Source organism: Streptomyces sp. NPDC054834 (assembly GCF_053611185.1).
In genome coordinates this window covers 66,422-90,916 of sequence record NZ_JBSGZV010000041.1, presented here as the reverse complement: position 1 = coordinate 90,916, position 24,495 = coordinate 66,422, and the positions used below count along the sequence as shown (strand labels likewise).

22 protein-coding genes are annotated in these 24,495 nt (G+C 71.7%); 8 read left to right on the top strand and 14 right to left on the bottom strand.

Annotation, left to right across the window (positions count from 1 at the left end):
• A partial coding sequence (locus tag ACWGJM_RS37500; protein ID WP_453416226.1) for a hypothetical protein occupies positions 1-234 on the top strand: 234 nt, incomplete at its 5' end.
• A gap of 180 nt (positions 235-414) precedes the next feature.
• Here the strand turns inward: ACWGJM_RS37500 and ACWGJM_RS37495 are convergent.
• Positions 415-1,422, bottom strand: a complete 1,008-nt coding sequence (locus ACWGJM_RS37495; protein ID WP_453416225.1) for a stage II sporulation protein M — start codon at positions 1,420-1,422, stop codon at positions 415-417.
• A 152-nt stretch (positions 1,423-1,574) separates the two neighbouring features.
• Between ACWGJM_RS37495 and ACWGJM_RS37490 the strand changes: the two genes are divergently transcribed.
• Positions 1,575-2,555: an RDD family protein gene (locus ACWGJM_RS37490; protein ID WP_453416224.1), complete on the top strand. Its 981-nt coding sequence runs from the start codon at positions 1,575-1,577 to the stop codon at positions 2,553-2,555.
• 16 nt (positions 2,556-2,571) lie between these two features.
• Here ACWGJM_RS37490 and ACWGJM_RS37485 read toward each other — a convergent pair whose 3' ends face one another.
• Both ACWGJM_RS37485 and ahcY read right to left on the bottom strand, forming a co-directional pair.
• On the bottom strand, positions 2,572-3,186 hold the full coding sequence (locus ACWGJM_RS37485) for a hypothetical protein (RefSeq protein WP_453416223.1): 615 nt from the start codon (positions 3,184-3,186) through the stop codon (positions 2,572-2,574).
• Positions 3,187-3,316: 130 nt separating this feature from the next.
• Positions 3,317-4,774, bottom strand: a complete 1,458-nt coding sequence (ahcY, locus tag ACWGJM_RS37480) for an adenosylhomocysteinase (RefSeq protein WP_453416222.1) — start codon at positions 4,772-4,774, stop codon at positions 3,317-3,319.
• Between the two features lie 358 nt (positions 4,775-5,132).
• On the opposite strand from ahcY, the gene lepB reads away from it, so the two are divergent.
• The gene (gene lepB / locus ACWGJM_RS37475) at positions 5,133-5,813 is read left to right on the top strand and encodes a signal peptidase I (RefSeq protein ID WP_453416221.1); all 681 of its coding nucleotides are present in this window, start codon (positions 5,133-5,135) and stop codon (positions 5,811-5,813) included.
• Between the two features lie 20 nt (positions 5,814-5,833).
• Here the strand turns inward: lepB and ACWGJM_RS37470 are convergent, their stop codons facing one another.
• The 6 genes from ACWGJM_RS37470 to ACWGJM_RS37445 all read right to left on the bottom strand — a co-directional run bounded on the left by ACWGJM_RS37470 (position 5,834) and on the right by ACWGJM_RS37445 (position 11,667).
• Positions 5,834-6,814, bottom strand: coding sequence for a cation diffusion facilitator family transporter (locus tag ACWGJM_RS37470; RefSeq protein WP_453416220.1), 981 nt, complete (start codon positions 6,812-6,814; stop codon positions 5,834-5,836).
• A 134-nt stretch (positions 6,815-6,948) separates the two neighbouring features.
• Entirely contained in the window at positions 6,949-8,100 is a 1,152-nt protein-coding gene (gene manA / locus ACWGJM_RS37465; protein ID WP_453416219.1) for a mannose-6-phosphate isomerase, class I, read from the bottom strand.
• A gap of 87 nt (positions 8,101-8,187) precedes the next feature.
• Complete coding sequence (locus ACWGJM_RS37460) at positions 8,188-9,315, bottom strand: SIS domain-containing protein (RefSeq protein WP_453416218.1); 1,128 nt, start codon at positions 9,313-9,315, stop codon at positions 8,188-8,190.
• A 54-nt stretch (positions 9,316-9,369) separates the two neighbouring features.
• Complete coding sequence (locus tag ACWGJM_RS37455; RefSeq protein ID WP_360347509.1) at positions 9,370-9,540, bottom strand: Trm112 family protein; 171 nt, start codon at positions 9,538-9,540, stop codon at positions 9,370-9,372.
• Between the two features lie 131 nt (positions 9,541-9,671).
• On the bottom strand, positions 9,672-11,036 hold the full coding sequence (locus ACWGJM_RS37450) for a phosphomannomutase/phosphoglucomutase (protein WP_453416217.1): 1,365 nt from the start codon (positions 11,034-11,036) through the stop codon (positions 9,672-9,674).
• A gap of 253 nt (positions 11,037-11,289) precedes the next feature.
• Complete coding sequence (locus ACWGJM_RS37445) at positions 11,290-11,667, bottom strand: DUF3499 domain-containing protein (RefSeq protein ID WP_361817229.1); 378 nt, start codon at positions 11,665-11,667, stop codon at positions 11,290-11,292.
• Between the two features lie 365 nt (positions 11,668-12,032).
• Between ACWGJM_RS37445 and ACWGJM_RS37440 the strand changes: the two genes are divergently transcribed.
• The gene (locus tag ACWGJM_RS37440; protein ID WP_453416229.1) at positions 12,033-12,485 is read left to right on the top strand and encodes a metallopeptidase family protein; all 453 of its coding nucleotides are present in this window, start codon (positions 12,033-12,035) and stop codon (positions 12,483-12,485) included.
• 30 nt (positions 12,486-12,515) lie between these two features.
• Here the strand turns inward: ACWGJM_RS37440 and ACWGJM_RS37435 are convergent, their stop codons facing one another.
• From ACWGJM_RS37435 to ACWGJM_RS37425, 3 genes are all read right to left on the bottom strand, one after another.
• Positions 12,516-14,060: a DUF5719 family protein gene (locus ACWGJM_RS37435; protein WP_453416216.1), complete on the bottom strand. Its 1,545-nt coding sequence runs from the start codon at positions 14,058-14,060 to the stop codon at positions 12,516-12,518.
• Entirely contained in the window at positions 14,057-17,719 is a 3,663-nt protein-coding gene (locus ACWGJM_RS37430; RefSeq protein WP_453416215.1) for a glycosyltransferase, read from the bottom strand. The genes ACWGJM_RS37435 and ACWGJM_RS37430 overlap by 4 nt, the downstream gene beginning before the upstream one ends.
• Before the next feature lie 231 nt (positions 17,720-17,950).
• On the bottom strand, positions 17,951-18,214 hold the full coding sequence (locus tag ACWGJM_RS37425; protein ID WP_132852983.1) for a WhiB family transcriptional regulator: 264 nt from the start codon (positions 18,212-18,214) through the stop codon (positions 17,951-17,953).
• A gap of 615 nt (positions 18,215-18,829) precedes the next feature.
• Between ACWGJM_RS37425 and ACWGJM_RS37420 the strand changes: the two genes are divergently transcribed.
• From ACWGJM_RS37420 to ACWGJM_RS37405, 4 genes are all read left to right on the top strand, one after another.
• A complete protein-coding gene (locus ACWGJM_RS37420; protein WP_453416214.1) occupies positions 18,830-19,372 on the top strand; it encodes a cysteine dioxygenase in 543 nt (180 codons plus the stop codon).
• A gap of 33 nt (positions 19,373-19,405) precedes the next feature.
• Entirely contained in the window at positions 19,406-20,365 is a 960-nt protein-coding gene (gene cofD, locus ACWGJM_RS37415; RefSeq protein ID WP_453416213.1) for a 2-phospho-L-lactate transferase, read from the top strand.
• Positions 20,362-21,696, top strand: a complete 1,335-nt coding sequence (locus tag ACWGJM_RS37410; protein WP_453416212.1) for a coenzyme F420-0:L-glutamate ligase — start codon at positions 20,362-20,364, stop codon at positions 21,694-21,696. The genes cofD and ACWGJM_RS37410 overlap by 4 nt, the downstream gene beginning before the upstream one ends.
• 146 nt (positions 21,697-21,842) lie before the next feature.
• A complete protein-coding gene (locus tag ACWGJM_RS37405; protein WP_453416211.1) occupies positions 21,843-22,844 on the top strand; it encodes a DNA-3-methyladenine glycosylase family protein in 1,002 nt (333 codons plus the stop codon).
• Between the two features lie 50 nt (positions 22,845-22,894).
• Here ACWGJM_RS37405 and ACWGJM_RS37400 read toward each other — a convergent pair whose 3' ends face one another.
• Both ACWGJM_RS37400 and ACWGJM_RS37395 read right to left on the bottom strand, forming a co-directional pair.
• Positions 22,895-23,437 carry an anthrone oxygenase family protein gene (locus tag ACWGJM_RS37400; protein ID WP_453416210.1) on the bottom strand — a complete coding sequence of 181 codons (543 nt, stop codon included), beginning with the start codon at positions 23,435-23,437 and terminating at the stop codon, positions 22,895-22,897.
• A gap of 14 nt (positions 23,438-23,451) precedes the next feature.
• Positions 23,452-24,453, bottom strand: a complete 1,002-nt coding sequence (locus tag ACWGJM_RS37395; protein WP_453416209.1) for an AraC family transcriptional regulator — start codon at positions 24,451-24,453, stop codon at positions 23,452-23,454.
• Positions 24,454-24,495 lie beyond the last annotated feature (42 nt).

Genomic DNA, 24,495 nt, shown 5'->3' with positions numbered 1-24,495 from the left:
TTTGGCACGCTGTTGAGTTCTCAAGGAACGGTCGCTTCCTTTGTACTCACCCGAGAGACTCTCTCGCGGCTTTCCTCCGGGCGCTTCCCTTCGGTCTTGCGTTTCCGACTCTATCAGATCTTTTCTCGATCCGATTTCCTCGGTGCTTTCCAGGTTCCCGCTTTCGCGTTTCCCTTTCCGGCGGTTCCGACTTTATCAGAAGTTCTTGACCGGTCTGACCGGCCACTCATCTGAGTTAATCGGAGGAGGCTTCTGTGGAACCCAGTTCCTTCAAGAAGCAGATAGACTCTAGCTGCCGCCTCCGGACGTGTCCAGTTCTAGGCAACTCACTAAATCTACCTCCCCCCTCCAGCCGTGTCAACAGCTTTTGCGGGGCGAAGAGGAGAGTAGCAGCTCAGGGGGCACATCCGCACATCAAGCGGCGGTCGGCACGCTGGCGCTGCGCTCGGCTGCCTCGACGTCACCCGTTTCACCGGCACGGGCGGCCCGGCCACCGAGGACGTATACGTACGTGAGGAAGGCCAGCTCAGCGACGATTCCGACGCCTATGCGCGCCCAGGTGGGCAGGCCAGATGGGGTCACGAAGCCTTCGATGGCACCGGAGACGAAGAGGACGAGGGCGAGGCCGATCGCCATACCCACGGCGGCGCGGCCCTCTTCCGCGAGCGCCGTGCGGCGGGTGCGCGGGCCGGGGTCGATGAGGGTCCAGCCGAGGCGCAGTCCCGTGCCGGCCGCGACGAAGACCGCGGTGAGTTCCAGCAGACCGTGCGGGAGGACGAGGCCGAGAAAGGTGTCGAGCCGACCGGCGGACGACATCAGACCGAAGCCGACGCCCAGGTTGAGCATGTTCTCGAAGAGGATCCAGAGCACCGGAAGGCCCAGGAAGACACCGAGCACCAGGCACATCGCGGCGGCCTGGGCGTTGTTCGTCCACACCTGGGCGGCGAAGGAGGCGGCGGGATGGCTGGAGTAGTACGTCTCGTACTCGCCGCCAGGGCGGGTGAGCTCCCGCAGTTGGCTGGGGGCGGCGATGGAAGACTGGACCTCGGGGTGTGTGCCGATCCACCAGCCCAGGAGGATCGCGATCGCGGTGGAGATCAGGGCGGTGGGCACCCACCAGTGGCGCGAGCGGTAGACCGCCGCGGGGAATCCCTGCCCCAGGAACCGCGTCACGTCGCGCCAGGAGGCACGGCGGGTACCGGTCACGGCACTGCGCGCGCGGGCGACGAGCTGGCTGAGCCGACCGGTGAGCTGGGGGTCGGGGGCGCTGGACTGGATCAGGGAGAGGTGGGTGGCGGTGCGCTGGTAGAGGGCGACGAGTTCGTCGGCTTCCGCGCCGGTGAGGCGGCGCTGACGGCGGAGCAGCGCGTCGAGGCGGTCCCACTCGGCTCGGTGGGCGGCGACGAAGACGTCGAGGTCCATCGGGTCTGTCTGCTCCTCGGCTGGTCGTCGGCGGCCATGTGTCTGGTCGCGGACCGCATGTGCTGGCTGTCAGCTTGTCGTACTGGGGCGCGATGCGCCCTCAGCTTGGCAGACTTGCGGTTCTCCGGGCAGAGCAGGGAAGGGCGGCAGGCGTGAGTGAGCTGGTGACGGGCGAGGCGGTGGCGCTCGAGTTGCGTCCCGCGAGGCTGCCCAGCAGGGCACTGGCGGTGTTGCTCGACCTGGTCGTAGCCGTGGTCGTCTACATCGCCGTGGTCACGGCGCTCGTGGCGGCGACGTCGTCGCTGGACGAGGCGGCGCAGGTCGCGCTGTCCATCGCCAGCTTTCTGCTGGTGCTGGTGGGCGGGCCGATCGCGGTGGAGACGCTCAGTCATGGGCGCTCGCTGGGGAAGCTGGCGTGCGGGCTGCGGGTGGTGCGGGACGACGGTGGGCCGATCCGGTTCCGGCACGCGCTGGTGCGGGGTGCGGTCGGGGTGGTCGAGATCCTGATGACGTTCGGTGTCGTCGCCTGTATCGCCTCGCTGGTGTCGGCGCGGGGGCGGCGGCTCGGGGACGTCTTCGCGGGGACGTTGGTGGTGCGGGAACGCGTACCGGCCGGGCAGGGCCATTTCGTTCCTCCGCCGCCTCCCTGGCTGGCGGGGCGCTTCTCGGGGCTCGACCTGTCCGCGGTTCCTGATGGTCTGTGGCTTGCCGTCCGTCAGTATCTGACGCGGATGCAGCAGCTTGATCCGCAGGTCGGCTGGGCCATGGCGGAGCGGCTCGCGGCAGACCTGGCGGCTCGCACGGGGGCTCCGGCACCGCAGGGCGTACCGCCTGCCGCGTATCTGGCGGCTCTGCTGCACGAGCGGCAGGCCCGGGAGGCCAGGCGGGCCTTCGGCGGCGGGCCCGTGGGGAGCGGTGTGCCGGGCCTCGGGGGTGCGTCCGTCTCCTCAGCGGGTGTGCCCGGCGGCTACGCTCCACCAGTCCCGCAGCCGATCGATTCACCGTTCCAGCAGCCTCAGCCGTCTGCGCCACAGCCCCAGCATCATCTCCAGGCTCACCCACAGGCCCCCGCCGGGCCTCAGGCCGGGCCCTCGGCCGAGCGGCCGGCCACCGGATTCGTGCCGCCGGCGTAGCCGGTACCGGCGCGGCTCAGTCGAAGGCCGACGGCGGCGACTCCAGGTCCTCCAGCTCGATCCCGGGCGCGGCGAGGACCACGTCCCCGGCGATGTTCACGGTGTGCCGTTCGCCTGTGTCCAGGGCTGTGACCTGGTATTCGTCCACGGTGAGGGGGCCGTTGTCAGTGGCGTGTGCTTCTCTTTCCACCAAGGCCCAGGACTGGTCCACGGTGCGCGGGGCGAGGACCGGATCCGTGAAGGCCACGAGGCGTACGCGGGTCGCGGTGGCGGAAGGGGTGAGGCGCAGGAGACGGGCGGTGGCGATCAGGAACGCGGGGGACGTGCCGGTGAAGGCGTGGGCGCGCACATTGCTTTCGGTGGCATGAGTGCCGGTGGGGTCGGTGCGGACCCAGGTGACGCCGTCGAGGGCGGCGCCGCGCACCTGCCAGTCGCCCGCGTGCAGTTCGAGTCGGATGGGGCGGCCGAGCTCGTCGAGGGTGAGGTCGACGGAGCCGGTGTGGTCGCCCGAGGGGGTGGTCAGCCGTGAGACGTAGCGCCAGCCGGACGGGCCGGGGGCGCACTGGAAGTGCTCTTCTGCGAAGGGAGTGTGATCGTGCGGATCGTGGAGCGAATAACGGCCGCGGGGCATGGGGGTCCTGGGTCTTGACGGGCTGAGGGTCCGGCCAGGGCTGCTGGTCCGGCCAAAGGGGCAGGCCCCCGGCACGGGGGTGCGGGGGCCTGCCTCGGAGGACCTGCGCGAGACGCGCCAGGGGTGTGGCTCAGTAGCGGTAGTGGTCCGGCTTGTACGGGCCCTCGACATCCACACCGATGTACGCGGCCTGCTCCGGGCGCAGCGTGGTCAGCTTGACGCCGAGTGCGTCGAGGTGGAGGCGGGCGACCTTCTCGTCGAGGTGCTTGGGCAGCGTGTACACACCGATCGGGTACTCGGCCTGCTTGGTGAACAGCTCGATCTGGGCCAGCGTCTGGTCCGCGAAGGAGTTGGACATCACGAACGACGGGTGACCGGTGGCGTTGCCCAGGTTCAGCAGACGCCCCTCGGACAGCACGATGATCACCTTGCCGTCCGGGAACGTCCAGGTGTGCACCTGCGGCTTGACCTCGTCCTTGACGATGCCCGGCACCTTCGCCAGACCCGCCATGTCGATCTCGTTGTCGAAGTGGCCGATGTTGCCAACGATCGCCTGGTGCTTCATCCGGGCCATGTCGCCGGCCATGATGATGTCCTTGTTGCCGGTCGTGGTGACGAAGATGTCGGCCTTGTCGACGACTTCGTCCAGCGTCGTGACCTGGTAGCCGTCCATCGCCGCCTGAAGGGCGCAGATCGGGTCGATCTCGGTGACGATCACCCGGGCGCCCTGCCCGCGCAGGGACTCCGCGCAGCCCTTGCCCACATCGCCGTAACCGCACACGACCGCCGTCTTGCCACCGATCAGCACGTCCGTGGCGCGGTTGATGCCGTCCACCAGCGAGTGACGGCAGCCGTACTTGTTGTCGAACTTCGACTTGGTGACCGCGTCGTTGACGTTGATCGCCGGAAACAGCAGAACACCGTCACGCTGCATCTCGTACAGACGGTGCACGCCGGTCGTGGTCTCCTCGGTCACTCCGCGGATCTCGGAGGCGAGCTGGGTCCACTTCTGCGAGCCGTTGGTGATCGTGCGGTGCAGGAGTTCGAGGATGACGCGGTGTTCGTCGGACTCGGCGGTGTCGACCGAGGGGACCTTGCCGTCCTTCTCGTACTCGACGCCCTTGTGGACGAGGAGGGTGGCGTCACCGCCGTCGTCCAGGATCATGTTCGGGCCGCCGGTGGGCGAGTCGGGCCAGGTCAGGGCCTGCTCCGTGCACCACCAGTACTCCTCCAGCGTCTCGCCCTTCCAGGCGAAGACCGGAACGCCCTGGGGGTTGTCGGGCGTGCCGTTCGGGCCGACGGCGATGGCGGCGGCGGCGTGGTCCTGGGTGGAGAAGATGTTGCAGGACGCCCAGCGGACCTGTGCGCCCAGGGCGACCAGGGTCTCGATGAGCACGGCGGTCTGCACGGTCATGTGCAGCGAACCGGTGACACGGGCGCCGGCCAGGGGCTGCGCCTCGGCGTACTCCTTGCGGATCGCCATCAGGCCAGGCATCTCGTGCTCGGCGAGAGTGATCTCCTTGCGGCCGAACTCGGCCAGGGAGAGGTCGGCGACCTTGAAGTCCTGTCGGTTGTCGACAGTCGTCATTGCGAGCTGCTCCTCGGGGGGTTGGGTCGAGGTGGGTACGGCTGGTCTGCGCGGCGGCGGACACAGGGGTGCCCGGAAAAGAGGACACAGGCATGCCCACGTGCGCGCAGCGCAGTCCGTCGGAGGCCCTCTCTCCCTCGGCCGGTCCGCGGAGGGACCGCCCGACCGCCATCAGCAGCGACGTCTGGCTCCGTCCCAAGCTACACCGGTGGGCCCTGCCGTCCCCAGTCCACATCCGAAGAGATCACGCCGATTACATGGTGTGACGGCGATGGGCGAGGCGATGGGGCGCGCACAGCGATGTCACAGGCAAGCGCTAGCCTCTGCGGTCGCGGATGGGCGTGATGGGGAGGGATGAATGTCCGGCAAGGGTCGTGGGCTGGGGGTCGCAGCCGTCGTCGTGGGGCTGGTGGGCGTGTTGTTGGGGGTCGGGGGTCTGGTCTACGCGCGGCACGCGTACGCCGGGTCCGTCGTGTCGAGCGAGAGCATGCAGCCGACGTACGAACCGGGTGACCGGATCGTCTATGAGCGGGTCGAGGGGAGCGAGGTGCGGCGGGGTGACGTCGTGCTGCTGTCGGCGCCCGACCGCTATGGCCCCGATGTGCTGACGGTGCAACGGGTCATCGGCGTGGGCGGTGATCACATCGTGTGCTGTGCGGGGAGCGCGAAGGAGCGGCTCAGCGTCAACGGGAAGCCGCTCGCCGAGCCGTATGTCCGCGACGGTGTCGTCACCGACCCGATGAACCGCGAGCTCGACGTCAAGGTGCCCGAAGGGCGGCTGTTCCTGCTCGGGGACCATCGCCTGAACGCGCGGGACTCCCGCTACTTCCCCGACGACCACGGCGGGACGTTGCCCGTGTCCGCGATCCGGGGCCGGGTGGTCGACGACTATTCCGTGCCCCTCGTTCTCGGGGCGGCGATGATCCTCGGGGTGGTGCTCGTCCTGGTCGGCGTCGGCCTGGGCATCGCGGCCGCGGTCGTACGGCGGAGGGCACGGGCCGCCGTGCCGCCACCGCCGCCGTGGGCGGTGCAGGCCTGAGGCAGGGACCGGGGCCGGTTCTAGTGCTCGGCGGAGTGTGGGTTGGGGCCGCCCGGGGTCGCTTCGGGGTCCGGGCCCTTGGCCGCTGCGGCCTCGCTGTAGATGTCGGGCTCGAGGTAGATGACGCGGGCTATGGGGACGGCGGCGCGGATGCGGGCCTCGGCGGCGTCGATGGCCTTGGCGACCTCGGCGGCGGTGTCGTCGTGCTGGACGGCGATCTTGGCGGCGATCAGCAGTTCCTCGGGCCCGAGGTGGAGCGTGCGCATGTGGATGATGCCGGTGACCGTGTCGCCGTCGACGATGGCGGCCTCGATCTTCTTGATCTCCTCGAGGCCCGCGGCCTCGCCGAGCAGGAGCGACTTGGTCTCGGCGGCCAGGACGAGGGCGATGAGGACGAGCAGGACACCGATACAGACGGTGCCGATGCCGTCCCACACGCCGTCGCCGGTGAGCAGGGCCAGGCCGACACCGCCGAGAGCGAGGACGAGACCGATCAGCGCGCCGAAGTCCTCCAGCAGGACGACCGGCAGCTCGGGCGCCTTGGCACGGCGGATGAACTGCGACCAGGAGAGCTTGCCGCGCAGCTCGTTCGACTCCTTGATGGCCGTGCGGAAGGAGAAGCCCTCGGCGATGACCGCGAAGACCAGGACGCCCACCGGCCAGTACCAGCGCTCGATCTCGTGCGGGTGGCTGATCTTCTCGAAGCCCTCGTAGATGGCGAACATGCCGCCGACGGAGAAGAGGACGATCGAGACGAGGAAGGCGTAGATGTAGCGCTCGCGGCCGAAACCGAAGGGATGCTGCGGGGTCGCCTCGCGCTGGGCCTTCTTGCCGCCGATCAGCAGCAGGAACTGGTTGCCGGAGTCGGCGAGCGAGTGGACGCCCTCGGCGAGCATCGACGACGAGCCGCTGAACGCGAACGCCACGAACTTCGATGCCGCGATCGCGAGGTTGGCGCCGAGTGCCGCCACGATCGCCCTGGTCCCGCCTGACGCGCTCATGTGTCCGCGTTGTCCCTTCGCCTTCGTACGTACGCCGTCCAGGCCTGGCGCCCGTCGCCTTTGCCCGTCCTTTGCCGGTGGGCCATTCTTGCAGCCCCGTGAGGCTGCGGCGCGTCAGGTATCCACAGGTGCGGTCAGACAATCACGGTGGCACGGAAGACGGTGCCCTCGCCGGACACCTCGGCCTTCTCGCCCGCCGGTAGGAAGACGGACTCGCCCGGGGTCAGCTCGTACTCCCCCGCCCGTACGGAACCTGCCGTGCACAGCAGTATCTGCGGGGTCGGGAGGCCGAGGTCGTGGCTGGTGCCGCCCGCGGGGAGGACGTACCGGGACAGCCGGAACTCGTCGATCGGCGTCTCGTAGACCTCTTCGCCGTCCGGGGACGCCTCGGGGCGCAGCACGCCGGGGTCGCCCGCCTCGAAGCGGACGACGCGCAGGAGTTCGGGGACGTCGACGTGCTTGGGGGTCAGGCCGCAGCGCAGGACGTTGTCGGAGTTGGCCATGATCTCGACGCCGAGGCCGCTGAGGTAGGCGTGCGGGATGCCGGCGCCGAGGAAGAGGGCCTCGCCGGGCTGGAGGCGTACATGGTTCAGCAGCATGGCGGCGATCACGCCAGGGTCGCCCGGGTAGTGGTGGGCGAGGTCGGCGTAGGGCGCGTAGGCACCGCCGAGACGGGTGCAGGCGGCCGTGGCGGCGGCGACCGTGCGGGTCATCTCCTCGGGGTCGGCCGTCAGGACGGCGGTGAGGACCTCGCGCAGGGCCGCGTCCTCGGGGTGCGCGTGCAGGAGGTCGACATACGGCTTGAGGGAGTCGACGCCGAGCCCGTCGAGCAGGCCGGCGGCCTCGACGGGGCCGCGGAAGCCGCACAGGCCGTCGAACTCGGTGAGCGCGCAGATCAGTTCGGGCTTGTGGTTGGCGTCCTTGTAGTTGCGGTGCGGGGCGTCGATCGGGATGTCGCGGCGCTCCTCGTCCGCGAACCCCTCCTGCGCCTGCTCCAGGTCGGGGTGCACCTGGAGGGAGAGCGGGGCACCCGCGGCGAGGATCTTGAGGAGGAAGGGCAGGCGGGGGCCGAACTTCGCGACGGCCTTCGCGCCCAGTTCTCGCTCCGGATCGTCCTCGATGACCTCGACGAGCGTGCCGCGCGCGGTGCGCGAGGGCGCGCCCGGGTGGGCGCCCATCCACATCTCCGCCTGCGGCTCACCGGTGGGCTTGACACCGAGCAGCTCGGGGATGGCCGTGGTGGAACCCCAGGCGTAGGGGCGGATGGTGTTCTCGAGGCGATCCATGTCGTTTCTCTGTCTCCGTACGTACGCGGCCCGGCCGGTGCCGGTGCCGGCACCGGGGCGCGGGTCAGTTGGCCCGTTGAGGCAAGATCAGGCCCCTGAAGCGAGCGCCAGGTAAACGGCGGCGAAATCCGTGACGGCGATCAGTTCCGCGAGCGTCTCCAGTTCGGCGCCCTCCTCAGGCTCCAGCTCGCTGATCGGTGTGTCGTGGCTGAGGGCCAGGTCGCGGGCGGTGGGGGCGGCAGTGAGGCCGCCGATCGGGCGGTCGCGGAGCAGCACCACGCGCGCGTGCAGCGCGGGCGGCTCCTCGACGCGGTCGCGGAAGAAGTCGTCGGGGTCGGCGCTGGCGGCGAGCGGTCCGGCGAGGAGGGCGCTGTGCGCGGCGAGTGCCTCGGGGAGTTCGGCAACCAGGGCGGGGCGGCCGGCCAGCTCGGCGAGCGCGGCGGCGAAGCGGCGGCCGGCGGGCCCTGCCGAGGTGCCCTCGGTCCAGATCACGGGGAGCGCGTCGGCGAGTTCGGCGGCGAGGGTCTTGGCCGGGTTGCTGTAGGTCGCGATGGCGGGGCCACAGCGTTCGGCGACCTGGTCGAGGCGGTCGGCGACCTTCTCCAGGGCGTCGGGCGGGGCGGTGAGCAGGCCGATGCGGTCGAGGAGCGCGAGCAGCGGGGTGAGCAGCGCCCACAGGACGCCCGGGGAGGACGCGGCGAGGGGCTCGTCCTGGTCGTAGGGGGCCGTCGCCATCGGTGCGAACAGGCCGTGCGCGCCGGCGACGGCATCGGCGAGCGGTGTCCCGGCGGGGGCCACGGCGACGACGGTGCAGCCGCGACGGTAGGCCTGGTCGGCGAGCAGGGACAGGCTCGGTTCGGTGCCGTCCGGCGTGGCGATCAGCAGCAGGTCCACGGAGCCTGCCCAGCCGGGGAGTTCCCAGCGCAGGGCGCCGGCCGCCGGGGCGACACCGACGGGGGCCAGCCGGGTGACGGGGCTGCCGGCGCCGGCGAGCGTCCCCAGGAGGTCGGAGGCGTGGGTGGCGGCCGCGCCCGGACCGGCGATCAGGACGGATCGGGGGCGCCCGTCCGGCTTGAGGTCGGCGATGCCCGCCTCGGCGGCGTGCCGGGCGGCGGTGCGGACGCGGGCGCCGGCCTCAGCGGCGCCGCGGAGGAGGCCCCGGTGGTCCGCGTCGGCGAGCCCCTCCGGGGAATCGAGCAGCGTTTCGTCGAGCATGGGGCAGCCTCCGGTCACCGGGGTCCTGTTGAGGATGTGGAAGACGCCTCGTGCTTAGGCGGGGCGGCGGGCCTCGTCGATGAGGAGAACCGGGATGCCGTCGCGGACGGGGTACGCCAGACCGCAGTCCTGACCGGTGCAGATCAGCTCGGTGTCCTGCTCCTTGAGAGGGGCGTGGCAGGCCGGGCAGGCGAGGATCTCCAGGAGGCCGGCTTCGAGCGGCATGGGGGTTCCCTTCGGGGGCGATGGTGCCTGTGCGGATGTGCCTGGTCAGCGTACCGCCGGTGACCGTGGCGTGGCGGACTCCCGGCCCATGCCCGCCCGCCACCCGCCTCGGTCGGCTGAAAGGCCGCCCGTCAGCCGCGGATGATGGCCAGCGCCTCGTCCCTGACCTTCGCCATGACCGCCTCGTCCCGCGCCTCCGCGTTCAGACGCAGCAGTGGTTCCGTGTTGGAAGGGCGGACGTTGAACCACCAGTCGGCCGAGGAGACGGTGAGGCCGTCGAGATCGTCCAGGGTCACGTCCTCGCGGCCCTCGTACGCGGCGCGGATCGCGGCGAGCCGGGCCTTCTGGTCCTCGACGGTGGAGTTGATCTCGCCGGAGCCGACGTAGCGGTCGTACTCGGCGACGAGGGCGGACAGGGGGCCGTCCTGGCCGCCGAGGGCCGCGAGGACGTGCAGGGCCGCCAGCATGCCGGTGTCGGCGTTCCAGAAGTCCTTGAAGTAGTAATGAGCGGAGTGCTCACCGCCGAAGATGGCGCCCGTCCTGGCCATCTCGGCCTTGATGAAGGAGTGGCCGACGCGGGTGCGCACGGGCGTGCCGCCGTTCTCCCGCACCACTTCCGGGACCGACCAGGACGTGATCAGGTTGTGAATGACCGCGCCCTTGCCGCCGTACCTGGCGAGTTCGCGCGCGGCCACCAGGGCGGTGATCGCCGACGGGGACACCGGGTCGCCGTTCTCGTCGATCACGAAGCAGCGGTCGGCGTCGCCGTCGAAGGCGATGCCGAGGTCGGCGCACTCCTCACGGACGCGCTTCTGGAGGTCCACCAGGTTGGCGGGGTCGAGCGGGTTCGCCTCGTGGTTGGGGAAGGTGCCGTCCAGCTCGAAGTACATCGGGACGAGGGTGAGGGGCAGGCCGGCGAACACGGTGGGGACCGTGTGTCCGCCCATGCCGTTGCCCGCGTCGACGACGACCTTCAGGGGACGGATGGAGGTCAGGTCGACGAGGGAGCGGAGGTGCGCCGCGTAGTCCTCCAACGTGTCGCGCGAGGCGAGGGTTCCCGGCGCGGCGACCGGTTCGGGGGCGCCGGATTCCAGCCACCGCTCGGCCAGTTCGCGGATCTGTGCCAGGCCGGTGTCCTGGCCGACCGGGGCGGCGCCCGCGCGGCACATCTTGATGCCGTTGTACTGGGCCGGGTTGTGCGAGGCCGTGAACATCGCGCCCGGCAGGTTCAGCGCGCCCGAGGCGTAGTACAGCTGGTCCGTCGAGCACAGGCCGATCTCGGTGACGTCGACGCCGCATGCCGCCGCGCCGCGCGCGAAGGCGCGGGACAGACCGGGTGAGGACGGACGCATGTCGTGGCCCACGACGATCGCTGCCGCGCCGGTCACCTGGGTGAAGGCGATCCCGAAGAGCTCGGCCAGCGGCTCGTCCCACTGCTCCGGGACCACACCGCGTACGTCGTACGCCTTCACGATCTGCGACAGATCAGCAGCCACGGCCCAACCTTCCTGAAAGTCCTATCGGTGCGCACAAACTACCCGGCCCGGGCGATCGTCCGGCGCACGGAAACCCAGCGGTCCACACACCGTTACCGGAAGATGGGGAAAGCCGGGGATGCGGTGGGGTATGGCCTCAGTTGTCCGGCTCAGTTGTCCGGCTCAGTTGTGCGGCTCAGTTGTGCGGCTCAGTTGTCCGGCTCAGTTGTCCGGCTCAGTTGTCCGGCTCAGTTGTCCGGCTCAGTTGTCCGGCTCAGTTGTCCGGGGAGCGCAGCACACGCAGGTGGCCGCGGCGGGCGACCTCCATAGGGTCCGCGCCGCGTCCACCGCCGCCGCCCGCCTGGGCCGCCCGTTCCTGGGGGCGGGCCGCCTCGCGCACGGCATTGGCCAGCGCTTCCAGGTCGTCGCCGGTGGGCCGGGCCGGGGCGGAGCCGTCGAGGAGGCGTACGACCTCCCAGCCGCGCGGGGCGGTGAGGCGCTCGGAGTGCTCGGCGCACAGGTCGTAGCAGTGGGGTTCGGCGTAGGTGGCGAGCGGGCCGAGGACCGCGGTCGAGTCGGCGTAGACGTACGTCAGCGTCGCGACGGCGGGTCGGCCGCAGGCGGTGCGCGAACAGCGACGTACAGGGCTCACGACGATGGACGCTACCGCACTCTTGAGCGGGCCGCGACGACTCTCCCCCAGGTCACCCCACCGTGTCGTACTGTGAAACGCCCCACACGCCTGCCGGAACACGCCCCGCTGACCTGTGCGAACGGTGCTGCGCGGGATCTCGGGCCGTACTGTGTACGGTCATGATTCGGTACTAACACCGCCAATTGCCTTGAGCCGGCCGGTCTTGTGGAGATACGGAAACGAGCCCAACCTTGGCTTGAATGGTCATCCGGCGACATGGTGTGCCCGGTGACGGCGGGGTGACCGGTTGCCGTCGCGGTCGCTGTCGCGTTGCCGCGTGGAGCGGGGCGGGCGGAGCGCGCGGGGACTACGCTTCACCAGTGATGGACAACCGTGTACCGCCCCGTGCCGCCGGCCCCGGACCCCGTCGTCGTGATCGCCACGGACGGGGCATGCGCGGGCCGATCGCGCCGCCACAGGTGCCGCTGGCGGCCAGCCGTGCCGATGTGTTCGCGGACCTGGTGCAGGACTCCGTGGAGCGGCTCGAACGGCGGTGGCCGCAGCTGGCGGAGATCGACTTCATGGTGCTCGAAGTGCCGCGGCTGGACGGGCGGCCGGAGGACGGGTGGAGCGACGAGGCGGTGCCGTTGGGCGGGATCATTCCGGCGCGGGACGGGCGGCGGGCGCGGGTCGTCGTCTATCGGCGGCCTGTGGAGATCCGGACCAAGGGGCGGGATGAGCGGGCTGCGCTCGTGCATGAGGTCGTGGTGGAACAGGTGGCGGAGTTGTTGGGGTTGACGCCGGAGACTGTGGATCCTCGGTACGGGGAGGATTGAGCGGGGCGGTCACGGCCGGTGCGTCTGGCCCTACTTCTGTAGCACCGCCAAGTCCTCGTCCGCCTTTGGTACCGAGACCGTTCCCCGGTCGTCCGGGAGGGTTTGGATCGTGAAGCCCGGGACGCCTTCCTCGGTGGCTGCGAGGGTGCGGGAGCCGTAGACGGGGCCGCCGGAGAGGCGCTCGACCGTGAGGGCGTAGGTGCCCTTGAGGCCGGTCGGGACGGGGGCGGTGATGGGCTGGGTGGTGCCGGACTTGATCGTGTAGGTCTTCGAGACCGCTGTACCGCCCTCGCTGCCCGCGGAGGCGGTGACCTTGACCTGGGCGGTGGCCGTGGGGGCGGTCAGCGAGAGGGTGCTGTTCTTGCCGCTGTTGTCCGCGGAGGTCGCGCGCGTGCCGATGGGGCTGGTGGTGGGGATGAAGGCCGTTTCCTGCTTGGCGCCCGTGCCCCGTATGACGCGCAGCGCGGCGACCACCGGGACGGACTGGTCGGAGGGGGTGAGGAGCAGGGAGCCGGCCTCGCCCCGGGTGACGTCGCCGAGGTCGACCGCCGTCGTCATGCCCGACTTCACGTGCAGCGTCTCGTGGCCGGCGGGGGTGATCAGGCCGTTGGAGGTGGCGAGCCGCACCTTCAGGTCCGCGTCGGCGTCGCCGGGGGTGAAGGCGATGAGGCGGACGGAGGTGGCGTCCTTGGGGATGCCCGGCAGGACCAGGTCGGCCGCCGGGTCGGCGGAGGCGGGGAGCCAGTCGCCGCCGAGCTTGTCGTCCAGGGCCTGCACGGCCGCCCCGACCCGTCCGCTGCGCACGCTGACGTGCACGGTGAGGTTGTCCTGCTTCTCACCGGTGAGCGTGGACAGCAGGACCGGCTCACTGGCGTGCGGCTGGACGGTGAGGCCGTCCGCCAGCGTGGACTTCAGGGAGCCGTCCTTGCCGTAGAGGTCGATGTCGACGACGGCGGCGCTGTCGTCGGGGTTGGTGAGGTGCACGTAGTCGGTGCGGTCGGCGGCCGTGCTGGCGCCCGGGAACCAGAACTCCGTGTCCGGCGCGGTGCAGTTGACGCCTTGCAGACCACGGCCGGTGCCCGCGGCGACCTCGGTGGTCTCCTGGACGGTCCAGCCGGGCGCGGACTTCCCCTCGGCGGTGCCGACCAGTGCGGGCGCGTCCGCGCCGGAGGTGTCCCCGGTCACCGGCGTGCCGGGGTCCTTGGGCGTCAGGACGGGCTTGGCAGTCTTCTTCTGCGTGTTCTTGCCGCTCTTGCCGGTCTTCCCGGTCTTCCCTGACGCCGAGTCGTCCGTGGCGTCCGCCGACTGCTCGGTGGCCGCCTGGAGTTCGGCCTTGCCGCCGCTCGCCGCGCCCTTGGTGACCGGCGTGAAGGACGTGTACGACGTCTCGGCGATGTCGGAGATGCTCGGCGCCGGGCACAGCAGCCTCGTGCGCTCCACCGGCAGCCGGGCCGCCGTGCCTGCGGTGGCGGCGGTGGCGGCGCCGGACGCGTCCGGCGGGTTGAGCGCGGCGAACCCGGTGACGGCGGCGAGCGCGGCCGTGCCGGCGATCAGGGACAGGGTGGTGCGGTTCACTGCTGGCTCCCGTCGGGGCGCTCGTTGCCGGTGCCGTGGGGGTGGTGCTGCGCAGGGTCATAGGCCGGGTCGTAGCCCTGCTGGTACGTCGGGTCGTACGGCGCCTGCTGGTCCGTACCGCCGTACGCGTACGGGTCGTACTGGCCGTTCTGATACGGATCGGCCTGGTACGGGTCGGCCTGGTATGCCTGCTGGTCGTACGCGCCCGGGTACTGCGCGGTGCCCTGGTGCTGGTCGGTGCCGTAGCCGCCGTACTCGGCGCCCGCGTAGGTGGCCGGGTCCCACTCGTCGTAGGACTGCTGGTGGGGTACGGCGACCGGCTCCTGGGGCGGGAAAGGCATGGCCTCCGGGTCTCCCGCATCGGTCTCCCCGGCCTCCTCGGCCTCCGCCTGGGCGCGCAGGCGGCGGGCGCGGCGGCCCTCGCCGGCGGTGGCCTCTGCGGGGACGGGCTGCTCCTCGGGGAGGTCGTCGTCGACGTCGCGGCGGCGGCCGGGCAGGGCGAGCACGACCAGGACGACGGCGAGCGCGCCCTGGGCCCACAGCCAGGCGGTGTGGCCGATCGGGGCGTCGTAGGTGACGTCCAGTTTTCCGCCGGAGGAGGGGAGTTCGAAGCCCTGGGCCCAGCCGTCGACCGTGGTGCGGGTCAGCGGCTTGCCGTCCAGGGTGGCCGCCCAGCCCTCGGCGGTGGAGTCGGCCAGGCGCAGGACACGGCCGTCGGCGCCGGAGGGGATCGTGGTGTGGATCTCGACGGGCCCGGCGGCGACGGGCTGCGGGGTGCCGGAACCGGAGGCGGCCACGATGGCGGCCCGCGACACCTCCTGGTCGATGCGCCACAGCGCGCTGCCGTCCTGCTGGCTGAGCCGGGACAGGCCGGGGGTGGCGTCCAGGACGCGGCTGACCTCGCGTGGCGCACCCTTGTGGACCAGGACATAGCGGACGGCGAACTTGCCGAGCTGGTCGGCCTGGTCGGCGCCGGAGCCGGCGACCAGGTTGGCGACGACCTTGTCGAGCTTGCTGTTCTCGCCGTCGGCGGCGGCCAGTTCGGCGTCGCCCATGCGAGCGCCGGAGCCGCGCACGAGGCTGTAGCTCACGCGGGCGGTGGAGTCGCTGTCGAGGACCAGGGTGCGGGCGTGGTCGCGGGTGCCGCTGTCCTCGGCGACGAACGCGGGCACCTGTACGGGATCGCGCCGCTCCACCGGCCCGTCGGCGCCGCCGATCATCCAGTCGGCGGCGACGAGCAGCGGGCCCGCGGCCGAGGCGAAGGCGATCAGCGCGGCGACCGGCTGGCGCCAGCCGAAGCTCTGCTCGGCCACGCGTGCGCGTGCCCCGTCGGCGCCGAGCGCGGCGGCGGCCAGGAGGGCGAGGCCGTAGACGAGCGTGGCGGGGCCGGCCCAGGTGGAGCTGTTGGACAGGACCGCGAAGACGAGGCCCACCAGGGCGGCGGCCCAGGCCGTCCGGATTCCCAGCTGACGTGCGGAGCGCAGCAGGGCGGCGAGCGCGGCCAGCACGATGCCGATGAGCATCAGCCCGTGCACCGTGCCGGGTCCGCCGGGGCTGGCGCCGAGCAGGTCCAGGGCCGTGGCGGCCGAGGAGCCGTACTCCAGTCCCGCCTCCTTGAAGAAGCCGAACGGCAACAGGGTCAGCGACCAGGGCGCGAGGACCAGCAGCGGGGTGCCCAGCTGGGCGAGGAGGCGCAGGCCGTAGGCGACGATCTCGCGGCGGCGCACGGCCAGCACGCCGAGCCCCAGGACCAGCGCGATGGGCCACACGATCGGGGTGAACGCGGTGGTGATGGTCAGTAGCAGCGCGTACGCCCAGGTGGCACGCCAACTGCCGCGTGCGTCTGAGGCATTGGCGAGACCGCTCGCCGCGATGCCCGCGCGCGCGATGAGCGGCAGCAGCACGGCGAGGACAGCGGTGCCGATGCGGCCTCCGGCGAGGGCACCGGTGGCGGCGGGCAGGAAGGCGTAGGCGACGGCCGCCCACGCGCGCAGCAGGCGGGAGGTGACCAGCGGGCGGGAGGCGAAGTACGCGGTGAACCCGGCCAGCGGCACCGAGCAGACCATCAGGACGGTGACGGCGAGGCCGGTCGAGCCGAGGAATGCGGAGGCCAGCATCGCCACGAGGGCGAGGTAGGGCGGGGCGGACGGGGTGCCGCCGGAGCCGACGGGGTGCCAGGCGTCCAGGTAGCGCGACCACAGTTCGCCGGAGCCGGCCGGGGCGGGCAGCAGTGCGCCGCCCGCGAGCGCGCCGCCGCCGAGCAGGTTCCGGCAGGCGGCGAACGACACGAGCAGCAGTACCAGGAAGAGCACCGGGCCGGGCTTGCGGGCGATGCGCTTGAGGCGGGCGAACTGCTCGATCTCCAGGAAGTCGGCGTCGTCGCCACCGGGTCCGGACTCGACGGCGCCGCCGTGCCGTCCGGCGGAGGACACCTCGGGGTCGGAGCTGCCGAAGAGGTTGCCGGCGACCTGTTCCACGGTGGCGCGCACGGTCGCGCCGGGCGGCGGGAACAGGGGCCGCAGTTCGCCCTTGTCGACCTGCGGGCGGCCTCGCCTGCGGCGTCCGGCGATGATCCGCTCGGGCCGCAGCAGGGTGCCCAGCAGGCCGCGGATCTCGTCGACGGCCTGTCCGGGGACCTTGCCGACGAGATAGGCGACGGTCCTGAGGAGTGTGCCGAGCACGAGCCGCAGCAGGACCCAGGGCAGCACGGCCGTACGGGCGTTGACGAGCAGGGTGTAGACGGCGCCCGCCTTGTCGACCTTGTGCGGGGAGGCGGCGGTGCGGCCTACGCAGTCGACGGTGCGGCGCTCGCGGGAGGCGGCCTCGGCATGCCGTACGACGGCTTCCGGGGCGATGAGGACGCGGTGGCCGGCCGCGTGCGCCCGCCAGCACAGGTCGACGTCGTCGCGCATCAGGGGCAGCCGCCGGTCGAAGCCGCCGAGTTGCTCGAAGACGTCGCGCCGGACGAGCATGCCGGCGGTGGACACCGACAGCACGGGCCCGACGTGGTCGTGCTGTCCCTGGTCCTGTTCCCTGCGGTCCAGGCCGGTCCAGCGGCGGCCGGAATTGGCGATGCTGACGCCCACCTCGAGCAGCTGGCGGCGGTCGTACCAGCCGCGCAGCTTGGGGCCGACGACGGCCACGTCGTCGCGGCCGAGCTCCAGTTCGTTGTCGACCACGCGCAGCAGCTGGGCGAGGGCGTCGGGTTCGGGGGCGCTGTCGTCGTGCAGCAGCCACAGCCACTGGATCGGCTCGCCGTGCGGGAGGTCGGGCAGGTCGTAGGCGTCGTCGCGCCACGAGCGCGTGACCGGGTCCCAGCCGCTGGGGCGCCTGAGGTACGGCAGCTCGTCCGGGGTGAGGACGGGCGCGGAGCGGACCGCCTCCTCGACGGCCTGGCCGAAGCCGGTACGGCGGGCCAGGTGCAGCACGCGGTCGGCGCCGAGTGCCTCGGTGACCAGCTGGGCGGAGTCGTCCGCGCTGCCGGTGTCGGCGGCCACGGCGTGCTGGACGGGGCGCTCCTGGCCGAGCAGCCCGGCGAGCGCGTCGGGCAGCCAGCGGGCGCCGTCGTGGGAGACGAGCACCGCTGTGACGACATGACGCGGGAACTCAGGCATGGCAGCTGTTGCTTGGTGGGCTGCCGTATGGCTGTGCACGGACATCGAGGTACGGGCCCCGGTTCGGTGGACTGCGGTGGACGCCCGCGCCCCCTGTGGGTGGCGAGGCGTCTCGGACGAGCGACCACACTATCGGCTGGGCATGACGGCGGCCCGCCGCCTGTGGACAACCCACCCGCGACGGGCCGTTCGCGCTGTTTGCCGTCGTATGTACCTGTTCTGGGCCTGGTACCTGTGCCGGATCACCGCGTTGCCTGTGCCGGATCTCCGCCCGTGTCAGACCGCGGCCTTCTTCAGGCGGCGCCGCTCGCGCTCGGACAGGCCACCCCAGATGCCGAATCGCTCGTCGTTTGAAAGCGCGTACTCAAGGCACTCGGACCGCACCTCGCATGCGAGGCAGACCTTCTTGGCCTCTCTGGTGGAGCCGCCCTTCTCGGGGAAGAAGGACTCGGGGTCGGTCTGGGCGCACAGCGCGCGCTCCTGCCAGCCGAGTTCCTCGTCCGCGTCGTCGACCAGCAGTTGCTGCACCAGTTCGGTCATGTGCGCCCCTCGTCTGTCTTTCGCGTCCCCGTGGTCGCGGCCGTTACCGATTTCGGCTGAACGACACGAGTGAAATTACAAGTGTGCCGCTCCGGGAGAGTCAAGCCGAGATCTGCTATTGAGCCCGTTATTCACTCTGCGGAACCAAGGCCAAGCGGAAAGTGTTCAAATCGCCATAAACCTTGACACGCAGACGAGGCCCGGGAGGGCCTCCCACTCCACACAGATACCTGTACGGAGAAGGACGCCCAGGAGTTCGATCGCGTTCCGACGAGGCTCGTGCGCCCGGATGGACGCCATGTGTCCCAGCAACCCGATGAACAAACCTTTCACCTGAGGAATGAACCGGATGAGGTGAAACATGTCCCACAATCCGGGCGCGGAGTTGACATGCGAGGTGTGAGCCGCTGTCCTTGTGGGCATGCTCGCGCACTTGGCACTCACCTCGACCCGCCCCGCCGGGTCCCACGGTGCTGCCCGCGCCCGCTGTAGCTGTTGTTGCTGTCCCAGCTGTTGAGCCTTCCGCACCGCTCCGGCTGCGCCTGAGTCCGTCCCGACTCGGCTGCGTGTCTTCATCCCTGGCCCCACTCTTCCGCCGAGGACCCACCGCACCCCATGAACAGCGACAACGACCTCCAGATCGCCGGCGACATCCTCGAAGTCCCGCACCTGCTCCAGACCCCGCGCGAGCACCCGGCCACCGTCGCCGAGTTCGTCGGCCTGGCCCGTGACATCGCCGCCGACCGCTCCCAGTGGGCGCACCTCGTCCAGTACGACGCGACGAGCCGCTGGTACCACCGGCTGCGCACCGGCCCGGGCTACGAGGTGTGGCTGCTGTCCTGGGTGCCGGGGCAGGGCACCGGTCTGCACGACCACGGCCGCTCCTCCGGTGTGCTGACCGTCCTGGAGGGCACGCTGACCGAGCGGACCGACCGGGGCACGCGCGCGCTGGGCGAGGGGGCGCAGCGGGTCTTCGCGCCGGGGTACGCGCACGAGGTCGTCAACGCCACGCTGGAGCCGGCGGTCAGCCTGCACGTCTATTACCCGGGCCTGACCGAGATGCCCATGCTCCCCCAGTCTCGACTTCGCTCGACCGGGGGGACCCCCATCTCCCCGCACTGCGAGGGCCGGAGCGAGCCGCGTCCGGTGACTGCCTGACGCGTTGTCGTACCCGCCTGCAAGACTGCTTCCATGCGCATTGTGGTTCTGGCAGGCGGCATCGGTGGTGCCCGGTTCCTGCGCGGTCTGAGGCAGGCCGTGCCGGACGCGGACGTCACGGTCATCGGCAACACCGGGGACGACATCCACCTCTTCGGGCTGAAGGTCTGCCCGGACCTCGACACGGTGATGTACACGCTCGGCGGCGGCATCAACGAGGAGCAGGGCTGGGGTCGGGCGGACGAGACGTTCCACCTCAAGGAGGAGCTCGCGGCGTACGGGGTCGGACCCGAGTGGTTCGGGCTCGGCGACCGGGACTTCGCCACGCACATCGTGCGGACGCAGATGCTGAGCGCCGGATATCCGCTGAGCGCTGTGACCGAGGCGCTGTGCGACCGCTGGAAGCCGGGCGTCCGGCTGATCCCGATGACCGACGACCGTGTGGAGACGCATGTGGCGGTCGACGTGGACGGCGAGCGCAAGGCGGTCCACTTCCAGGAGTACTGGGTGCGGCTACGGGCCTCGGTCCCGGCGGAGGCGGTCGTGCCGGTCGGCGCCGAGCAGTCCAAGCCGGCGCCGGGTGTGCTGGAGGCCATCGCGGAAGCGGACGTCGTGCTGTTCCCGCCGTCCAACCCGGTCGTGTCCATCGGCACGATCCTCGCCGTGCCCGGCATCCGGGAGGCGATCGCCGACGCCGACGTGCCGGTGGTGGGCCTGTCCCCCATCGTCGGGGACGCGCCCGTGCGCGGCATGGCCGACAAGGTGCTCGCGGCGGTCGGCGTCGAGTCCACGGCCGCGGCGGTGGCCGAACACTACGGCTCCGGCCTGCTCGACGGCTGGCTGGTGGACACCGTGGACGCGGGCACGGTCGACCGGGTCGAGACGGCCGGCATCCGCTGCCGGGCCGTACCGCTGATGATGACCGACGTCGACGCGGCCGCGCGGATGGCCCAGGAGGCGCTGACGCTGGCGGAGGAGGTGCGACGGGCGTGAGCGGCGGAGTGTCCCGGCGGCCGGACGACGGTGCCGTGCCCGAATACCGGGTCTGGGCCGTCTCCGGGATCCCGGAGGTGCAGCGGGGCGACGACCTCGCCAAGGTGATCGCCGGTGCCGAGCCGGGGCTGGCCGACGGGGACGTGCTGCTCGTCACCTCGAAGATCGTGTCCAAGGCGGAGGGCCGGATCGTCGAGGCGGCCGACCGGGAGGCCGCGATCGATGCCGAGACCGTGCGGGTGGTGGCGCGGCGCGGCCCGCTGCGGATCGTCGAGAACCGGCAGGGCCTGGTCATGGCGGCCGCCGGGGTCGACGCCTCCAACACCCCTTCCGGCACGGTGCTGCTGCTGCCCGAGGACCCGGACGCGTCCGCGCGGGCCATCCGGAACGGGCTCCGGGAGGCGCTCGGCGTCAATGTCGGGGTCGTCGTCACCGACACCTTCGGGCGACCCTGGCGCGCGGGGCTCACGGACGTCGCGATCGGCGCCGCGGGCGTGCGCGTGCTGGACGACCTTCGCGGGGACACGGACGCGCACGGCAATCCGCTCTCCGCCACCGTCGTCGCCACGGCGGACGAACTGGCCGCCGCCGGTGATCTGGTCAAGGGCAAGGCCGCCGGACTGCCCCTCGCCGTGCTGCGCGGGCTGCCGCACACCGTGGCCGAGGACCACGGCACGGGGGCGCGGGCCATGGTGCGCGGCGCGCGCGACGACATGTTCCGGCTGGGTACCTCCGAGGCGGTCCGGGAGGCGGTGACCCAGCGGCGTACGGTACGGGCCTTCACCGACGAGCCGGTCGACCCCGGGGCCGTACGGCGGGCGGTGGCCGCGGCGGTGACCGCGCCGGCGCCGCACCACACGACGCCGTGGCGGTTCGTGCTGCTGGAGTCGGAGGCCTCGCGTACGCGGCTGCTCGACGCCATGCGCGACGCCTGGATCGCCGACCTGCGGCGGGACGCGAAGACCGAGGAGTCGATCGCCAAGCGGGTGCGGCGCGGTGACCTGCTGCGCAACGCGCCGTATCTCGTGGTGCCGTGTCTCGTCATGGACGGCTCGCACACCTACGGGGACGCGCGGCGGGACGGCGCCGAGCGGGAGATGTTCGTCGTCGCCACCGGAGCCGGCGTGCAGAACTTCCTGGTCGCGCTGGCCGGGGAGCGGCTGGGGTCGGCCTGGGTGTCGTCGACGATGTTCTGCCGGGACGTGGTGCGCGAGGTGCTGGACCTGCCCGCGGACTGGGATCCGATGGGAGCGGTGGCGGTAGGCCATCCGGCCGAGGAGCCGCGGCCCCGGCCGGAGCGGGAGGCGGGGGCGTTCATCGAGGTGCGCTGACCGGTCTCCTCCGCGGGACCGCCTAGTCTCGTAGCACAGCGCCAGTCCTCAGCTCAGCGCCAGTCCTTAGCTCAGCTCCAGTCTCGTAGCACAGCAGCTCAGCTCCAGTCTCGTAGCACAGCTCCGGCAGCCGAGGGATCCCATTCGTGGCAGGACGTTTCGCTCCACGGCCCACGCGTACGACCGTGCGTGGTGGGCATGTTGCCGTGCCCGCCGGTGTCCCCCGGCAGTCCGCGGGGCCGGGGCGGGTGCGCACGTGGGTGCCGGACGGACCCCTCGATCTCGGACTGGTGCTCGGGCCGCTGAGGCGCGGACCCGGGGATCCGACCTTCCGCGCGGCACCGGACGGGTCCGTGTGGCGGGCCAGCCGGACGCCCGCCGGACCGGGGACGCTGCGGGTGTCGGCGTACGGCGGTGAGGTGCGCGGCGAGGCGTGGGGGCCGGGGGCCGAGTGGCTGCTGGAGCAGTTGCCGGAGCTGCTCGGTGCCGCCGATGATCCCTCCGCGTTCGCGCCGCGGCACCGCGTGGTGGCGATGGCCCGGCACCGGCGGCCGGGGTTGCGTCTGACGCGGACCGGCCTGGTGCTGGAGTCGTTGATTCCGTCGGTCCTGGAGCAGAAGGTCACGACCGTCGAGGCGTACCGGGCGTGGCGGCTGCTGGTGCGGAAGTTCGGGGAGCCGGCGCCGGGGGCCGCGCCCGGGCGGATGTACGTGATGCCGGAGCCTCGGGCTTGGGCGCTGATCCCTTCCTGGGAGTGGCACCGGGCCGGGGTCGACAACAAACGGGCGTCGACGATCCTGCGGGCCGTGCGGCTCGCCGCCCGGCTGGAGGAGGCGGCCGGGATGCCTCCCGAGGCCGCGCAGGCGCGGCTGGAGGTCGTGCCGGGGATCGGGCCGTGGACGTCGGCGGAGACCGTGCAGCGCAGTCACGGGGCGGCGGACGCGGTGACGGTCGGGGATCTGCACCTGCCGGGGATCATCGGGTGGGCGCTGGCCGGGGACCGGGCCGCGGACGACGCCGTGATGCTGGAGTTGCTGGAGCCCTATGCGGGGCAGCGGCACCGGGCGGCACGGCTTGTCCTGCTGAGCGGACGTGTGCCGCCGCGGAGGGCTCCGCGGATGCCTGTCGGGGACATCGGCAGGCTGTGAAGTCGGGCGGCAGTGAAGTCGGCAGGCAGTGAAGTCGGCCGAGGGTGCGGTCAGCCCTGTCGCACGGCCGCGGGGGTGGACCGGCCGTGCAGTTTCAGGGCCTGGGCCAGGCAGCCCACCGCGGCCGTGGTCAGCACGGTGCGCATGATGTTGGTGGTCGACCAGACGCCCTTGAACTTGTCGACGAGCGAGAGGTCCGCGGCCTTCGCGGGGTCGCCGAGATCCGCGAGTTCGCCGTTCAGGGGCAGGTTCACCGAGACGGTGATCACCAGTACGGCCAGGTAGAGCACACCGGCAGCGGCGGCCCACAGTGCCGCGCCCCTGCGCGCCCGCCGGTACTCGGCGACCGCGGCCCACACCGTGGCCACCAGGGCCCCGAGGAAGACGACCGCGAACGGACCGCTGTTGTCGATCTCGTCGTTGAAGTTCCGCATGGCGGTGAGATAGGCGGCATCGTCCAGGCGGGACAGGCCCGGCATGATCGACAGGTCGTAGGCGAAGAACAGGCCCGCCAGGAGTGCCATCGCGATACAGGCCACCATGAGCAGCACTCCGGCCGCGCCACCGGAACGGCGTGACAGGTCCATAGACATGGGCTTGGCCTCTCTCAGCAGGTTCGGTGGCCCAGGACGACCGTCCTGGACGGTGGCGGCGGGGAAAGCGCCTGCGCCGCCCCGCCCGTCGCCCGGTGTTCCTGGGGGCTCACGCCGCGCACGCGCTTGAAGGCAGAACTGAGCGCGAAGGCGCTGCCGTAGCCGACCTGGTGGGCCACCTTGGTCAGGGTCGCGTCCGGCTCGCAGAGCAGGTCCGCGGCGAGGGTGAGACGCCACTGGGCCAGATAGGCCATCGGCGGCTCCCCCACGACCGCGGTGAAACGACGGGCCAGGGCCGCCCGGGAGACGCCGGTCTTCCGGGCCAGGGACTCCACCGTCCAGGGCTTGGCCGGGTTGTCGTGCAGGAGCCGCAGGGCGGGGCCGACGGTCGGATCGGACTGCGCGCGGTACCAGGCGGGGACGCCGTACTCCGGCTCCCTGAGCCAGTCGCGCAGCAGGCCCACGAAGAGCAGGTCCAGGAGGCGGTCGAGGACGAGTTCCTGTCCGGGCTCGTCACGGGTGATCTCCTGCGCGAGAAGGGGGATCAGCGGGTCGTCGGCGCCTTCGGTGGTGCGTACGAGGAGGGCGGGGAGGGCGTCCAGCAGGCGGCGGCCGACCGCGCCGGGGGCCTGGTAGGTGCCGCTGAGCATGACGGACGTCTCCGGTCCGCCGGCGTCACCCCAGGTACGCACGCCCAGCGCCATCATGTCGGTGAGGTCGGCGCCGTCGACGGTGCCGCACCGCTGGTCGGGGCCCACGACGACGCGCACGGGAGTGTCCTGGTCGTCGGCGACGGTGTACGGGTCGGGTCCTCGCAGCACCGCGAGGTCGCCCGGCTTCAGCAGGACCGGCGTGCCGCCGTCGGGCATCACCCAGGCGTCGCCGCGGACCATGGTGACGAGGGACACCGGGGCACGGTCCTCGACGCGCAGGGACCACGGCGGCCGGAAGACGGACTGGAGCAGGAACGAGCCGCGCGCCTTCAGGCCTTCGAGGAGGCCGGCCAGAGCGTCCATGTGATGACCTGTCGCAGGCGGAGGGCGGGTACGGGAGGTGTC

Coding starts and splice junctions, on each gene's coding strand:
- ACWGJM_RS37495 (WP_453416225.1), bottom strand. CDS start 1,422: ATGGACCTCGACGTCTTCGTCGCCGCCCACCGAGCCGAGTGGGACCGC.
- ACWGJM_RS37485 (WP_453416223.1), bottom strand. CDS start 3,186: ATGCCCCGCGGCCGTTATTCGCTCCACGATCCGCACGATCACACTCCC.
- ahcY (WP_453416222.1), bottom strand. CDS start 4,774: ATGACGACTGTCGACAACCGACAGGACTTCAAGGTCGCCGACCTCTCC.
- lepB (WP_453416221.1), top strand. CDS start 5,133: ATGTCCGGCAAGGGTCGTGGGCTGGGGGTCGCAGCCGTCGTCGTGGGG.
- ACWGJM_RS37470 (WP_453416220.1), bottom strand. CDS start 6,814: ATGAGCGCGTCAGGCGGGACCAGGGCGATCGTGGCGGCACTCGGCGCC.
- manA (WP_453416219.1), bottom strand. CDS start 8,100: ATGGATCGCCTCGAGAACACCATCCGCCCCTACGCCTGGGGTTCCACC.
- ACWGJM_RS37460 (WP_453416218.1), bottom strand. CDS start 9,315: ATGCTCGACGAAACGCTGCTCGATTCCCCGGAGGGGCTCGCCGACGCG.
- ACWGJM_RS37455 (WP_360347509.1), bottom strand. CDS start 9,540: ATGCCGCTCGAAGCCGGCCTCCTGGAGATCCTCGCCTGCCCGGCCTGC.
- ACWGJM_RS37440 (WP_453416229.1), top strand. CDS start 12,033: ATGGACAACCGTGTACCGCCCCGTGCCGCCGGCCCCGGACCCCGTCGT.
- ACWGJM_RS37430 (WP_453416215.1), bottom strand. CDS start 17,719: ATGTCCGTGCACAGCCATACGGCAGCCCACCAAGCAACAGCTGCCATG.
- ACWGJM_RS37425 (WP_132852983.1), bottom strand. CDS start 18,214: ATGACCGAACTGGTGCAGCAACTGCTGGTCGACGACGCGGACGAGGAA.
- ACWGJM_RS37420 (WP_453416214.1), top strand. CDS start 18,830: ATGAACAGCGACAACGACCTCCAGATCGCCGGCGACATCCTCGAAGTC.
- cofD (WP_453416213.1), top strand. CDS start 19,406: ATGCGCATTGTGGTTCTGGCAGGCGGCATCGGTGGTGCCCGGTTCCTG.
- ACWGJM_RS37400 (WP_453416210.1), bottom strand. CDS start 23,437: ATGTCTATGGACCTGTCACGCCGTTCCGGTGGCGCGGCCGGAGTGCTG.
- ACWGJM_RS37395 (WP_453416209.1), bottom strand. CDS start 24,453: ATGGACGCTCTGGCCGGCCTCCTCGAAGGCCTGAAGGCGCGCGGCTCG.